Annotated in this window: 18 protein-coding genes; 9 read left to right on the plus strand and 9 right to left on the minus strand. The window is 57.2% G+C overall.

All coding sequences use genetic code 11. The features are described 5' to 3' along the window. The 7 genes from ACR0BK_RS15265 to ACR0BK_RS15295 all read left to right on the plus strand — a co-directional run bounded on the left by ACR0BK_RS15265 (nt 1) and on the right by ACR0BK_RS15295 (nt 6,904). Nucleotides 1-1,320 (plus strand): MFS transporter, encoded by a 1,320-nt coding sequence (locus ACR0BK_RS15265; protein ID WP_480555275.1) that lies wholly within the window; start codon nt 1-3, stop codon nt 1,318-1,320. A 52-nt stretch (nt 1,321-1,372) separates the two neighbouring features. Then, nucleotides 1,373-1,801 (plus strand): Lrp/AsnC family transcriptional regulator, encoded by a 429-nt coding sequence (locus tag ACR0BK_RS15270; protein WP_480474766.1) that lies wholly within the window; start codon nt 1,373-1,375, stop codon nt 1,799-1,801. Nucleotides 1,802-1,873: 72 nt separating this feature from the next. Beyond that, a complete protein-coding gene (locus ACR0BK_RS15275; RefSeq protein ID WP_480555276.1) occupies nt 1,874-2,572 on the plus strand; it encodes a transglycosylase SLT domain-containing protein in 699 nt (232 codons plus the stop codon). A gap of 69 nt (nt 2,573-2,641) precedes the next feature. Next, nucleotides 2,642-4,669 (plus strand): flagellar biosynthesis protein FlhA, encoded by a 2,028-nt coding sequence (gene flhA, locus ACR0BK_RS15280; RefSeq protein ID WP_480555332.1) that lies wholly within the window; start codon nt 2,642-2,644, stop codon nt 4,667-4,669. Next, the gene (locus tag ACR0BK_RS15285) at nt 4,666-5,439 is read left to right on the plus strand and encodes a flagellar biosynthetic protein FliR (RefSeq protein WP_480555277.1); all 774 of its coding nucleotides are present in this window, start codon (nt 4,666-4,668) and stop codon (nt 5,437-5,439) included. Before flhA ends, ACR0BK_RS15285 begins: the two co-directional genes overlap by 4 nt. Next, nucleotides 5,436-6,524, plus strand: a complete 1,089-nt coding sequence (gene flhB, locus ACR0BK_RS15290) for a flagellar type III secretion system protein FlhB (protein ID WP_480555278.1) — start codon at nt 5,436-5,438, stop codon at nt 6,522-6,524. The genes ACR0BK_RS15285 and flhB overlap by 4 nt, the downstream gene beginning before the upstream one ends. Continuing rightward, the gene (locus ACR0BK_RS15295; RefSeq protein WP_480555279.1) at nt 6,521-6,904 is read left to right on the plus strand and encodes a hypothetical protein; all 384 of its coding nucleotides are present in this window, start codon (nt 6,521-6,523) and stop codon (nt 6,902-6,904) included. Before flhB ends, ACR0BK_RS15295 begins: the two co-directional genes overlap by 4 nt. 34 nt (nt 6,905-6,938) lie before the next feature. On the opposite strand, the gene ACR0BK_RS15300 is transcribed toward ACR0BK_RS15295, so the two are convergent. The 9 genes from ACR0BK_RS15300 to ACR0BK_RS15340 are packed head-to-tail and all read right to left on the minus strand — an operon-like array spanning nt 6,939 to nt 11,477. Next, the gene (locus ACR0BK_RS15300; protein WP_480474759.1) at nt 6,939-7,439 is read right to left on the minus strand and encodes a flagellar basal body-associated protein FliL; all 501 of its coding nucleotides are present in this window, start codon (nt 7,437-7,439) and stop codon (nt 6,939-6,941) included. A 9-nt stretch (nt 7,440-7,448) separates the two neighbouring features. After that, nucleotides 7,449-8,180 carry a flagellar basal body L-ring protein FlgH gene (gene flgH, locus ACR0BK_RS15305; RefSeq protein ID WP_480474757.1) on the minus strand — a complete coding sequence of 244 codons (732 nt, stop codon included), beginning with the start codon at nt 8,178-8,180 and terminating at the stop codon, nt 7,449-7,451. Beyond that, complete coding sequence (gene flgA / locus ACR0BK_RS15310) at nt 8,180-8,596, minus strand: flagellar basal body P-ring formation chaperone FlgA (RefSeq protein WP_480555280.1); 417 nt, start codon at nt 8,594-8,596, stop codon at nt 8,180-8,182. Before flgA ends, flgH begins: the two co-directional genes overlap by 1 nt. Next, nucleotides 8,596-9,381: a flagellar basal-body rod protein FlgG gene (gene flgG, locus ACR0BK_RS15315; protein WP_480555282.1), complete on the minus strand. Its 786-nt coding sequence runs from the start codon at nt 9,379-9,381 to the stop codon at nt 8,596-8,598. The genes flgA and flgG overlap by 1 nt, the downstream gene beginning before the upstream one ends. Before the next feature lie 21 nt (nt 9,382-9,402). Further along, nucleotides 9,403-10,113 carry a flagellar hook-basal body complex protein gene (locus ACR0BK_RS15320; RefSeq protein ID WP_480520029.1) on the minus strand — a complete coding sequence of 237 codons (711 nt, stop codon included), beginning with the start codon at nt 10,111-10,113 and terminating at the stop codon, nt 9,403-9,405. After that, nucleotides 10,113-10,385: a flagellar biosynthetic protein FliQ gene (locus tag ACR0BK_RS15325; RefSeq protein ID WP_171621143.1), complete on the minus strand. Its 273-nt coding sequence runs from the start codon at nt 10,383-10,385 to the stop codon at nt 10,113-10,115. Before ACR0BK_RS15325 ends, ACR0BK_RS15320 begins: the two co-directional genes overlap by 1 nt. 4 nt (nt 10,386-10,389) lie before the next feature. Beyond that, a complete protein-coding gene (gene fliE / locus ACR0BK_RS15330) occupies nt 10,390-10,680 on the minus strand; it encodes a flagellar hook-basal body complex protein FliE (protein ID WP_480520031.1) in 291 nt (96 codons plus the stop codon). Nucleotides 10,681-10,691: 11 nt separating this feature from the next. After that, nucleotides 10,692-11,078, minus strand: coding sequence for a flagellar basal body rod protein FlgC (gene flgC / locus ACR0BK_RS15335; protein WP_480520033.1), 387 nt, complete (start codon nt 11,076-11,078; stop codon nt 10,692-10,694). A gap of 12 nt (nt 11,079-11,090) precedes the next feature. After that, nucleotides 11,091-11,477, minus strand: coding sequence for a FlgB family protein (locus tag ACR0BK_RS15340; protein ID WP_480520035.1), 387 nt, complete (start codon nt 11,475-11,477; stop codon nt 11,091-11,093). An 87-nt stretch (nt 11,478-11,564) separates the two neighbouring features. Between ACR0BK_RS15340 and ACR0BK_RS15345 the strand changes: the two genes are divergently transcribed. Beyond that, nucleotides 11,565-12,902 carry a FliI/YscN family ATPase gene (locus ACR0BK_RS15345; protein ID WP_480555284.1) on the plus strand — a complete coding sequence of 446 codons (1,338 nt, stop codon included), beginning with the start codon at nt 11,565-11,567 and terminating at the stop codon, nt 12,900-12,902. 88 nt (nt 12,903-12,990) lie between these two features. Beyond that, the gene (locus ACR0BK_RS15350) at nt 12,991-13,830 is read left to right on the plus strand and encodes an OmpA/MotB family protein (RefSeq protein WP_480494531.1); all 840 of its coding nucleotides are present in this window, start codon (nt 12,991-12,993) and stop codon (nt 13,828-13,830) included. Nucleotides 13,831-13,874: the final 44 nt, after the last annotated feature.

Consider the following 13,874-nt stretch of genomic DNA (forward strand, 5'->3'; position numbering starts at 1 on the left):
ATGCTGAGCATTCTAAAAAACCGGACCTACCGCCACCTGTTTGCTGCCCAGATCGTCGCCCTGACCGGAACCGGGCTGGCCACAGTCGCGCTTGGGCTGCTGGCCTTTGATCTGGCCGGAGACGCTGCTGGCCTTGTGCTGGGCACCGCGCTGACAATCAAGATGGTGGCCTATGTCACCGTGGCCCCCCTGGCCGCCGCTTTTGCCGAACGGCTGGACCGTCGGAAAATGCTGGTTTTTCTGGACCTGATCCGCGCCGCAGTCGCCGTATGCCTGCCTTTCGTGACCGAGGTCTGGCAAATCTATGTGCTGATCTTCGTGCTCCAATCCGCCTCGGCCGGGTTCACGCCCGCCTTTCAGGCGACGATCCCGGACGTCTTACCAGATGAAAACGAGTATACCCGCGCTTTGTCTCTGTCACGTCTGGCCTACGACATGGAAAGCCTGCTGAGCCCGATGTTTGCCGCGGCACTTCTGTTGCTGGTCAGCTTCAACAGCCTGTTCTGGGGCACAGCGCTGGGGTTTGTTGCCTCGGCATTTCTGGTTGTCTCGGTCGCCCTGCCCTCGCCCAAGCCCAGCAAACCACGCGGAATCTATGACCGCACTACACGCGGAATTCGCATCTACCTGAAAACGCCCCGGCTGCGTGGGCTGCTTGCGCTCAACTGGAGCGCGGCAGCGCTGAGTTCGATGGTGATCGTCAACACAGTGGTCATCGTGCGGGCCACGCTTGGCCTGTCCGAAAGCGCCGTGGCCATTGCACTGGCCGGATTTGGGGGCGGGTCGATGCTTGCGGCGTTCACTCTGCCCCGCCTGCTGGATCGGATCGAGGATCGCAAGGTTATGCTGTCCGGAGCCATTCTTGCGTCGGGCGCTATGGCCGTCGCCTCGGTTCTGACCGTGACGATCCCGCTTACGCTGGGTGTCCTTGCCGTTTTTTGGGCCTTTACCGGCTTTGGGTATTCTACAACCCTTACGCCTTCGGGTCGTTTGTTGACCCGTTCGGCCCATCCCGAAGACCGCCCCGCCGTCTTTGCCGCACAGTTTACTCTGTCACACGGCTGCTGGTTGGTGCTGTATCCGCTGGCTGGGTGGATAATGACTGCCTATGGGCCGACTGTTGCGCTCGGCAGTATGTCTATTCTGTCCATGACGGGTGTGATTGTAGCAGTCAGCCTTTGGCCGCGTGACGATCAGGAACCGGTTGTTCACAATCACCCCGATCTGCCGACCGATCATCCGCATCTGGCCGGGGTAGGCCCGCACGCGCACCCGATCATTATCGATGATCTGCACCCACGCATGCCGCGTGAGCCTTGAGAAAGGGCGTCAATCTGATCTAAACCCGGACTTGCCGCAAACCGGAGCCCCAATGGACCAGCTTGACCGTCGTATTATCGCCGCCCTGCAAGCCAATGCACGTGCCTCGACCACGCAGATCGCGGCCTCGCTGGGTGTGGCCCGCACGACTGTGCATGAACGGATCAGTCGGCTGGAACATCGCGGCGTAATCACGGGATACACCGTGCGCCTTGGGTCCACGGAAGACACGCCTAAAGTGCAGGTCATCGTTATGCTGGAAGTGCAGCAGAAGGAAACCAACCGAATCCTTAAACGGCTCGAGGCCTATCCCGAGGTCAAACTGTGCCTGTCGATCAATGGCGAATTCGATCTGATGCTGACCGCAGATGCCCCGAGGCTGGAGGATCTGGACATTCTGGTGGACGATCTGGCGAAGATCCCTGGCGTCCTGCGCACCAATACAAGCGTTGTTTTCGGGCGCAGGATCGACCGAAATTGAGGCCGCGATAACCCTCTGTAAACCGATCGGTGTCTAGCTTGGCCGGGAACACCAGAATCCCGGACCGGCAGAATGTCAATTCACAGAATACCGATTGCTTTCATGATACTGCATGTGCTGTTGGCGCAGGCGGGTACCGCCATGCACAATGTGCCAACAGGCGGGCTTTGTGATCAGGCCGCGCGCCGTGCATCACTGTCCGAAGATGTTCCGCTGGATGTACTGCGCGCCATAACACGCGTTGAAACCGGGCGAACAGTTGGCGGAATGTTGCAGCCCTGGCCCTGGACTATAAATGTCGAAGGCCAGGGGTATTGGTTCAAGTCCGAGGCCGAGGCCAAGGCCTATGTTTTCGATATTTTCAAAGCGGGCTCTCGTAGCTTTGACGTCGGGTGTTTTCAGGTCAATTATCGATGGCATGGCAATGCCTTCCGCTCGATCGATTCGATGTTCGATCCGGATGAAAATGCGACCTATGCTGCCCGCTTCCTGAAAGACCTTTATTTCGAGCTTGGTTCGTGGTCGGCTGCGGCCGGGGCCTACCATTCCCGCACGAATGCTCTGGCCAAGGCTTATCGTGGTCGGTTCAAGACAGTGATGGCCCAGTTGGACAACCCGTCCTCACACGGGTTTTCTCGTATGTCACTCGATCCGTTCACAAGGGCCGCAGCGCCCTTGATTCCGATGCTAGTGGCCACACCCGCCACCACTTCCCTGGGCTCTCTGGTCCCGACCAATAGCACAGCAACTGCTTTCATCCCTTTCAATTAGGATACCTGCGTGCCCCAGTTTGACATCCGGTCCCTGTTTTCACCTACTGTCCTGTTGGCAGTGGCGCTGATGACCGTCATCGTCATGATGATCCTGCCCATGCCCGCCTGGGTGCTGGACGTCGGGCTAGCCGCCTCTTTCGCGCTTGCCATCCTGATTTTCACACTGACGCTGTTCATCGAGCGTCCGTTGGATTTCTCATCCTTCCCAACGATTCTTCTGGCATCGCTGATGTTGCGCCTGTCGCTGAACGTCTCGTCAACCAAACTGATCATCGGTCAGGGGCATACCGGACCCAACGCAGCGGGTGACGTGATCGAAGGGTTCGCCAATTTCGTCATGGGCGGCAGCATCTTTCTGGGTCTTGTTGTATTCGGGGTGCTGCTGATCGTGAACTTCATGGTCATCACCAAAGGGGCCGCCCGTATGGCCGAAGTGGGCGCTCGCTTTGCACTGGACGGGATGCCGGGCAAGCAACTTGCCATCGACAGCGACATGTCAGCCGGGGCCATCGACCATCAGCAAGCCAAGGATCGGCGGGAACGCGAACAGCAGGAGACAACGTTCTTCGGCTCGCTCGACGGTGCGTCGAAATTTGTCAAAGGTGATGCCGTTGCCGGTCTTCTGATCACTCTTTTGAACCTTGTTATGGGTTTGGTCATGGGGGTGATCGTGCACGGAATGCCGGTGTCTTCGGCGTTCGAGACATATGCAATCCTGACCGTCGGTGATGGTCTGGTCTCGCAGATCCCCGCTGTTATCATCTCGATTGCCTCTGCATTGCTGCTGGCGCGCGGCGGAACACAGGGTGCCACTGACAATGCCATTTTCTCCCAACTCGGGCGGCATCCGGCGGCTCTGTCTACCGTGGCAGTTCTGATGGTCCTGTTTGCGCTGGTGCCCGGCCTGCCTTTCCTGCCGTTCATCCTCGGTGCAGCTGTGCTTGGATATGCGGCCTACAGAATTCGGAAAAAGCAGAAAGAAACGGACCCGTCATTGCATTCGCAGGCGACCGAAACCGAGGTGCCTTTCTCGCAGGCTATTGGTGATATTCTGGATCTGGATGACGTGCACCTTGAATTCGCACCTGATCTGGTAAGTCTGGTGTTGAATCCCGGGACCGGGTTGGATGCCCGCATCGCCAATATGCGCACCTACGTGGCGTCCACCTTCGGATTGATCCTGCCCGAAATTCGTCTGACTGATCGAGCCGACCTGCCAACCGGAACCTATGTGATCAAGGTTCAGGGGGTCGAACAGGCGCGCGGCGTTCTGAACCCCGATCTGGTTCTGGCTCTGGTTCAGGACGGGTTCGATCTGTTGCCCGAAGGCAACGACGTGACGGAGCCGGTTTACGGCGCGCCTGCCCGTTGGATCCTGCCCAAACATCAGGAGGACGCGGCGTTGAACGGGGCCACCATAGTCTCACCGCCCGAGATCCTGGCAACGCATCTGCTTGAAATTATCAAACAGAACTTCTCACGCCTGCTGACCTTGAAATCCCTGCGCCGCCTCCTGACCGAAATGACCCGTCTGAGCGACCCGGTACGGGCTGAGGCAAACCGCAAGCTTCTGGATGAATTGATCCCCGACAAAGTTCCGATCGACACATTGCACGCCGTTCTACGACTACTTTTGGAGGAACGGGTTTCGATCCGGAACATGGCCCTGATCCTTGAAAGTGTGGCCCAGGCACGGCTGACAACCACCCAACCCGAAACCATTTGCGAATTGGTGCGCCAGCGTCTCGGATTTCAGCTGGTCGCAGACATGAAGCGCGAAGACGGTTCAATCCCGCTTATCCAACTGGCTCCCGAATGGGAAGAAACGTTCAACACCTATCAGGTCGACGCGCCCAGCGCCGGGTTGGATGTCGCACTGCCGCCGAACCTGTTTAACAAGCTGGCCGACGGCATGGTCAGCAGTATCGCCAGATCTGCTGATAACGGTCTGTTTCCTGCAGTCGTGACCTCGACCCGGCGACGCCGATTGCTGCGTACGATCATGTATGCTCGCGGCATTTCAAACCCGGTTCTTTCTTTTGAGGAGATCGGATTGGAAGCCAAACCCGCGCTGGTAGGAACTGTTCCCGCGTGATCGCTTTGCCGCCAGAATTGTTGACGCAGCTGGCCGAACCGCTCTGGCAGGCCTTTGCGGTGTTTCTGCGCGTCTCTGCTTTGGTTTCACTGCTGCCCGCTTTCGGCGAGCGCAGCATTCCAACACGGATGAAACTGGGGATTTCCGTCGCCTTTACCCTGATCATTTTTCCGGCAACCCAACCTTTCGACCTGTCTCCCAGCCTCAGGACGCTGGGACGGTTGGTCGGGGCAGAAATCCTGATTGGACTGGCGCTTGGAACAGGGTTGCGGCTGTTTGTTTTGGCGCTGCAAACCGCCGGATCCATTGCCGCGCAATCCACGTCATTGTCGCAATTGCTGGGTGCAGCGGCCGCTGATCCTGTTCCGGCGATGGGATATCTGCTGACGATCGCGGGGATAACGCTTGCCGTCATCATGGGCTTGCACGTTCGGGCCGCGCAATTCCTGATCCAGAGTTATGCTTTATTCCCCATGGGGTTGGCACCAAGCTCGGCAGACTTGTCCCATTGGGGTGTGCAACAAATCTCACGCAGCTTTGGTTTGGCCTTCTCGCTGGCAACGCCATTCGTTATCGCCTCGTTGATCTACAATCTTGCACTTGGGGTTATCAACCGGGCCATGCCGCAATTGATGGTCGCCTTTGTGGGCGCGCCAGCAATAACATTTGCCGGGCTGTTTCTGCTGTTTTCGGGCGCACCATTGATCGTCTCTGTTTGGTCTGACGCGCTGATTGCCTTCTTCATGAACCCGATCGGAGGCCAGCGATGAGCGGTGCCGATGACGACAGCGACAAGTCATACGAGCCGACGCCACAAAAGCTTCAGAAAGCCCGTGAAAAGGGTGAGGTTCCCAAGTCCAACGACTTGTCGGTTGTTGCGGCATATACCGGGCTGCTGGTCGCATTGTTGGCAGCAGGGCAGTACCCCGTCACGCAGCTGGGGAATCTGTTCATGGTCCTGATAGACCAATCCGACCAGATTGCGAACCTTCTGTACACCGGGCCTGCAACAGCGACGGTTGCCGGAATTCTGAGCGGCGCATTGCCACCCATTGCCGTGCTTTTCTGCCTGCCCGCGGTGGCCGTTCTGTTAAACCTGATTGCCCAGCGCTCACTGGTATTCGCCCCCAGCAAACTGAAGCCAAGGCTTTCGCGGATATCCCTTGTTTCGAATGCCAAAAACAAATTCGGGCGCGGTGGTTTGTTCGAGTTTGCCAAGAGTACAACCAAACTGGTGATTTACAGCCTGTGCCTCGCACTTTTCATCAAATCGAACTTGGTTGAAATTCTGTCTGCCAGCGCGGCCCCGGCAAAGTCATCCATACTGCTGATGATGAACCTGTTGTTTCGCTTCCTGTTCATTGTGGTAGCCATCGCCCTGGGCATCGGCGTTATCGACTTTCTGTGGCAATACACCGAGCACATGCGCAAGAACCGCATGTCGCGCAAAGAGATCCAGGATGAAACTAAGGACGCCGAAGGCGACCCGTATGTAAAGCAACACCGCCGTCAACGTGCGCAGGAGATCGCCTCCAGCCAGATGATGGCAGATGTTCCGGGCGCGGATGTTGTTATCGTTAACCCCACCCATTTTGCCGTTGCACTGAAGTGGTCCAGGGCTACTGGCAGCGCACCTGTTTGTGTCGCCAAGGGTGTGGATGCAGTAGCCGCTTCAATCCGTTCTGCTGCGGCTCAGGCCGGCGTTCCGATCCGCTCGGATCCTCCGACGGCGCGTGCGCTTCACGCAACTGTCGACATCGGGCAGGAGATCGCCGAAGAACATTATCGCCCTGTTGCCGCTGCAATCAGGTTCGCCGAAGCGATGCGGAAACGTTCAAGGGAGCAGATCCGTTGAAGGACACTCAGTTAAGCGGGCTGGAAAAAATAGCCGACGTCGCTTTCCAGAAGCAATTTCAGACACTCCGCCCGATCCTCGAGGCCGAGGCCAGGATTCAGCACCAATTGGCGAAACTGGATCTTCAGCTTGACCAGATGCGCAAAGCCAGCGGGTTAATCGAAGGATATCAGATATCGGGGGCCGACATTCTTTGGAATGGCTGGGAATCTGCCACGCGCCGCACGTTGAATATGCGACTTGCCCAAACACGCGCTCAGAAAATTGCCGGTCTGGAAGCGCTCAGAATTGCATTTGGCCGCAAACAAGCCGTCGCAACCCTGCGGGAGCAGCAGCTGAAAAGCCATCGGCAGGCCGTCGTGCGAAAGCAAACCCGTTAATGCTGGCCGGATCCGCGCCGTGAAGCGACCTTCGTCAGGTATCTTGACGGTTCACGCTCATGATCAGCACTTTTGAAACATCTTCGCCCAGTTCTTTTTTCGCCACTTCCAACAAGGACTTACGCAAGACATCCAGATTCCGGGATTCTGTGAACGTCCCATCAAATCCCCCGGTATTTGCGTGATCAAACAGAACCTGAAGAAAGCCATCCCGCAGCTTGGGCTCAATGGAATAAAAAGTTTCTTCAATTGCTGTGTTCGCCTCAAGGCTGAGGGACAAAGTGACCATCGCTTCGATTTCGTCATCCCCAACCACCGGAACGACAAAATGTTTGGTCAACTTTAGATACCCATAGGCTGGCTTTTTTTCCTTGGACTTTTCAGACTTCTCGTGACCGGCCTTCTCTTCTTTTGCCACTTCTTTTTCGGCGGCTGTTTTGTCGGGCTTGCCCGAAGGTGACAGAAACAGCCCGGCACCGACACCCGCACCCAGGCCGACAATCAGGAAAACGACTGGAACCAATTTTGCAATCACGGTCGCACCTCAGAACGGCAAGAGTGAGTCAAGAACTTGCTGGCCGTATCGGGGTTGCTGAACATCCGTAATCTGACCTCTTCCACCATAAGACACTCGCGCCGAGGCGATCTTGTCGTAGGTAACTTCGTTTTGACGCGAGATATCCTGAGGACGCACATACCCGGCCACCAAAAGCTCGCGCAGCTCAAAATTGACCCGCAGTTCCTGCGAGCCGGAAATCGAAAGAACCCCGTTCGGCAGAACATCTAGGACCGTCGCGGCGACACGTAGCGTCAGTTTCTCGTTTCGCCTCACAGATCCCCGCCCGGAGCTTGAGGAATCCGCTTCGATTGACACAGCATCATCCAGCGATGCCCCGTCTGGTAGGTGCTTTTGTACGCGCTGGGGCAAGCCAAAGAGGCCAGGAACCTCAAGGTTTTCCGAGCCTGACCTGGACCGTCTGGTGTTGTTTGATATCTCAGCTTTTTCATCCAGCTCGATGACCACTGTCAGTATGTCACCTTTCTTGATCGCCCGCTGGTCGCCCAGCAACGATTGCTGCCCTCCGCTCCATAGAGATGAGCGGTCAACAGTGCGTTGTGGTTGCGTGTGCAAGGGCAGACCCGGCCACAGCATGGCAACCTGCTCGGGAGACTCTTCACTTGGTGTAAAACTCGGCGGCTTGCCAAGATGATCCAGACGGCCACACGCGGCCAACGACAAAGCTATAAGAAGAAGAGTTTTCGACAGTCCGGTCATCACTTAACCTCGACTTGGCCATCCACGCGGATTTGGCCAGTTACAGTTGTTCTGGACGACAGATTCATGACCCGGATGCGGTCCCCGGCAGCACCGCGTCCCAAGGCGCGGCCTTCCGCAGTTATCGACAAGGCTTGGCGGTCGAATATCAGGACGACCAGATCGTTGCGGTCAACGATGGCGGGGGGTCCTGCATCAGTGATTCGGATCGGCCGGCCTGGATAAAGTGCCACCCGCGCCTCTTGCCCGATCAGAAAATCAGGGTCAGCCACTGCGCCGGGGACATCCGTCGGGCTTGTTCTCAAATCCGCTGCGGAAATGATTTCCTTGGCCCGGATCGTGCGTGTTGGAACCACAATGTCAGCCTGTGCTGCAATTGGAGCCAGGAGTGCCAAGTACATGCCGAGTCCTCGCATCATCGCACCTGCGTTGTCGCGCTCATCATTTGATCCACTGCCGAGATGACTTTGGCATTCATCTCATAGCCGCGCTGCGCCTCGATAAGTTCGGTTACCTCGCGCACTGCATCGACCGAGCTGTCTTCCAGATAGCCCTGCCGCAATGTGCCCAGCCCATCACTTCCCGGAGTTCCCAGTACCGGGGCACCCGACGCCTCGGTCTCCGTGAACAGATTGCCGCCAATGGCTTCCAGCCCCTTGGCGTTCGAAAAGCTGGCAAAGACAAACTCACCCAGCAACTGCCCCTCGGGAGAGTCGTCGAAATATGCATAGACCTCGCCCGCGGCATTGATTGAAATTGACCTTGCGTCGTCGGGAACGGTGAGTTCCGGCGAAACCGCATAACCGTCGGAGGTGACGATCAGACCTTCTGCCGACCGCTTGAGGCTGCCGTCACGTGTATACGCGGACTGACCGCTGGGCAATGTGATTTCCAGATATCCGCGCCCCTCGATCGCCACGTCCAGATCACTGCCGGTGGCTGACAAGGCACCTTGTTCCAGTTGCACGGTAACAGCTGCGGGCCGCACGCCCAGACCAAGTTGAATACCCGTTGGCAATACTGTTCCGTCCGAGGCGTTTACAGTTCCGGCGCGCGCCATCTGTTGATAATGCAAATCGGCAAATTCGGCCCGGCGGGCGTTGTAGCCTGTGGTGTTCATGTTTGCCAGGTTGTTCGAAATCGTCTCGACCCGCATCTGTTGCGCGGTCATTCCGGTGGCGGCAATTTTCAGGGCTCGCATGTCAAACTCTCCTTATACCGTTCAGCGCATCAGCGCCTTGAGCGCCCCGCGCACGCGTTCGTCTTCGCTGTCAAGAAAACTTTGCCCCAGCTCATACGCGCGCTGGATTTCCACCAAGCGGGTCACCTGCTGAATGGCATTGACGTTTGAACCTTCGAGAAAGCGATGCAAAACAACGGGTTCATCAACCGGGTCTATCGCACCGTTGGCACGAAACCGCGTATTTCCTTCGCGGACCAGCTCCTGCGGATCAGTAACATTGAAAACGCCCAACTGGCCCAGAAACTGGCCGTTGACACTCAACGTTCCATCACTGCCGACATCAATCGAAGCTGCATCGGGCGGGATAAAGACAGGGGCACCGTTGGCATCCAGAACGCGTGCGCCATCCATCGCAACCAGATCGCCTTCGGCGTTTGGCGAGAAGCTGCCCGCGCGCGTCAAACGGTTACCATCCGGGGTTTCAACCGTGAAAAACCCGTCCCCTTCGAGGGCGAAATCAAACTGCCCTCCGGTTTCCGTAAGAACGCCTTGTTGCAACGATGTGTTACGCGCCTCGGCCCGGCTCATGGAGAGGGACGGATTGTTCGGCATGTCCCGCACGTATTCCGAAAACACCAGCCCTTGCTGGCGATATCCGGTCGTGTTGGCGTTTGCGATGTTATTCGCCACCAGCCGCATTTCATTCATCAGCCCGGACTGGCGGGACAGGGTGACGTAAGCCGTGTCCATCAGCGGCCTCCTGCAATCAAGGGAACAAGCGTTCCGGTAAAAAACGTAACAAGGGTCTGAGTCATGAACCCCATCGAAATCCAGAACACGACGACAATGGCGATCAATTTGGGAACGAAAGTCAGGGTCATCTCTTGAATCGAGGTCAGCGCCTGGAACAGACCGACAATCAGGCCAGAAACCAGCGCCACGGCAAGGATCGGGACGGATGTGATGACCGCAACCCACAACGCCTGACGAACGATGTCATAAAAAAGCCCTTCGCTGAGCATCGGGTCAGACCGGCATTCTTAGGATTTCCTGATAGGCTTCGACCACTTTGTTGCGGACGATCACCGCGGTTTCTACCGCCAGTTCGGTCTGGGCCAGCGCCTGAACAAGTGCATGGGGATCAGCCTGACCGACCATCGCAGACTGAGATATCTGTTCGCTGTGTCTCAGCGTGGTTGCAAAGTCCTGAAAGGTCGCCCTCAATCCTTGTGCCGCCCCGCTATGATCGGGATCGGCCTGTGTGGCAGAGCGTGCGCCGGCATAATTCTGCGCGGCGTTGAGTGATCGGATATCCATTCTGGTTGTCCTTATTTTCTGAGCAATTCCATCAGCGACGACGACATCTGCCGCGTCTGATCAAACATCTTTAGATTGGCCTCATAACTGCGCTGGGCTTCCCTGGCGTCCGCGATTTCAATCATCAAATCGACGTTGGAGCCTTGGTAGTGACCACTTTCATCTGCCAACGGATGACCGGGGTCGTAGATGCGGCTCAGCGAACGCTGATCAAGCGTCACGCGGCCGGCCTGCACCATGTCCCCACCGTTTTTCTGCACGGTTTCAAACGGTACAGTCTTGCGCCGATAGCCGGGCGTGTCTGCGTTCGAGATGTTTTCGGACACATGCCGCAGCCGTGCGGATTGTGCGCGCAGGGCACTGGCTGACGCAGCAAGGGAATGGGAAAAATCGCTCATACCTGCCGCCCCTTATCCGCGACCCAAACTGGTGCGCAGAACGTCCATCGAGGATTTGTAGATCGCCAACGCTCGGTCATGCTGTCGTTTGACATCGACCGATTTCAGCATCTCTTCCTCAAGCGACACGCCATTGCCATTGGGATCGCCTGATGGGACAGCTTCAACCTCAGCCCAGTTTTGCGCACCCATACTGCCGTGCAGATGGCCCGGCCGAGTGGCTTTTATGGTCACGTCATGCCCGGTGGTTTCGAAAGCTTTCTGAAAGGCTTCGATATCGCGCGGTTGATAGCCCGGTGTATCCGCATTGGCCATGTTTCGCGCAATGATCGCCTGCCGTTGCCCTGCATGGGTTGCCATTGCGTACGCTGTCTTAAAGACGTTCAGGTCATAGAACATCGGGGCTTCTCCCTCGATCAATTTCAATCAAGGCTTAACCCCGATTCCTTTAGAAACCGTTTTCAGAACTCAGTTGGAGACGCCACGATGTCTGATCTCGACCCGGTACTTCTGAAACACGAGCTCGACAGGATGACCGCAGTCCGTCACGTGGGGCTGGTCACCGGCGTCGCACAGGGTCTGATCGAGATCGGTGGATTGAACACGCATGCCCGGGTCGGGGATTTGCTGACATTGCGGCGGCGCGTCGGGTCCGATCTTGCGGGCGAGGTGCTTCATGTCAGTGCTGGCCATATCAAAATGCTTCCCAATGCGGCGCCCGACGGCGTTAGCCTGGGGGATCGCGTCTACCTTGACCCATCACCGGATTTTGCACCAGGATTGCACTGGCTTGGACGGGTAATCGACCCCTTTGGCAGACCCTTGGATGGAAAGCCGTTGCTGAGCGGCCCGCAGACGCGCGATATCATGCAAACCCCTCCACCAGCCGTGGCGCGCAAACCGTTGGGGCAGAGGATGGCCACCGGCTTGTCGGTTCTCAACACTGTGTTGCCCGTCGTGCGCGGTCAGCGGGTGGGGTTGTTCGCCGGGTCGGGTGTCGGAAAATCGACCCTGCTTTCCACACTGGCCAGGTCCATGCAGGCCGATGTCGTCGTAGTCGCGCTTATTGGCGAACGCGGACGCGAGGTGAATGAATTTGTCGCGCAGGCCATTGGCCCCGAAGCCATGAAACGCACGATCGTGGTGGCTGCCACCTCTGACCAGTCGGCGTTGGCGCGCAGGCGGTGCGCCTGGTCGGCCATGTCGATGGCTGAGTATCTGCGGGATCTGGGGCTGAACGTTCTTTTTTTGGCTGATTCTGTGACCCGCTTTGCCGAAGCGCATCGTGAAATTGCTGTTTCTATGGGGGAATCGCCGTCTTTGCGGGGATATCCACCCTCTGTCACACCCCTGATCGCCAGTCTTTGCGAACGCGCAGGCCCCGGAACGCAGGAACAGGGGGATATTACCGCAGTGTTCAGCGTTTTGGTGGCCGGTTCGGACATGGATGAACCCATCGCTGACATTCTGCGCGGCGTTTTGGACGGGCACATTGTGCTGAGCCGTAACATCGCCGAACGGGGACGTTTCCCGGCCATTGACGTCAGCAGATCAGTGTCGCGGAGCCTGCCAGGAGCCGCATCCGAGGCCGAGAACCAGATGATCACCGAAACCCGAAAACTCGTGGGCAGTTACGAGCAGTCCGAAGTGATGATCAAGGCCGGGCTGTATGCCGAAGGGTCTGACCCGCTGCTGGATCAGGCTGTTCGCATCCATGAGGAACTGGACGCCTTTTTTGCCAAACCAGAGTCTGAGGGAATCGAAAACAGTTTTGATCGCCTGTCATTGATTCTGCGCCGTGCATCGATTAGCTTGCCACGCTAGGCGGAACTCTGAACATTTTTAAGTATTAAGACCACCTTAAGACCTGCGCTGCTAGGCAGATACTCGGGTGATAATATAGGTGGTGGAGATGGGTGCGCAGACCAATGCGGCGCCAATCATCATCAAGAAGAAGCGTGTGTCGGGTGGTGATGGTCACCACGGCGGGGCGTGGAAAGTTGCATATGCCGACTTTGTCACGGCCATGATGGCCTTCTTCATGTTGATGTGGCTGCTGAACGCGACAACTGAACAGCAACGCAAAGGATTGGCGGATTACTTCGCCCCTACAATCCCTCTGAGCCCCGAATCCGGCGGCGGAGACGGTGCCTTTGGCGGCGACAGTATGTTGTCGGAAAAGACGTTGCTGCGGGATGGTGCCGGGGCCAGCACCAAACACGCAACTGAATCCCGTCAGGCGCGCGGATCAACCGGTGTGAACGCCAACGGTGGTGGCAAAGGTGACACCGAAGACTTCTCGACGCTTGAAGCTCAGCTTTTGGGGCGAACCGGTGAAAGCGAGGTGTCGGATAAGCTTCTCAGGCATATCGTGACACGCGTCACCGACGAAGGATTCGTCGTTGAGCTATTCGATACGGATACCCAGCCATTGTTCGAATCCGGTTCCGAGAAACCAACCGGGATCATGCGGGCGCTTGCTTTGATCATAGCGCGTTCTTCGGATCTGGTGACCAACCCGATTGCAGTCACAGGCCATGTCAGCGCATCTCCTGTTGTGCAGGTTCGTAATACCGCCTGGGATCTGTCCACTGCCCGGGCGCAATCAGTCCGCCAGCTGTTACAGGACAAAGGCGTGGCGGCAAGCCGTATGGATCGCATCACAGGTCATGCTGACAGAAAACTCTTCACCGACAATCCGATGGCAGTTCGGAACAACCGAATCGAAGTGATATTTCTGCGTCGACCCTAAAGGATAGAACGCATTTTACCTGTTAGCGCGCTGTTAAGGGGCAG

This window comes from Ruegeria sp. AF1 (genome assembly GCF_056542125.1).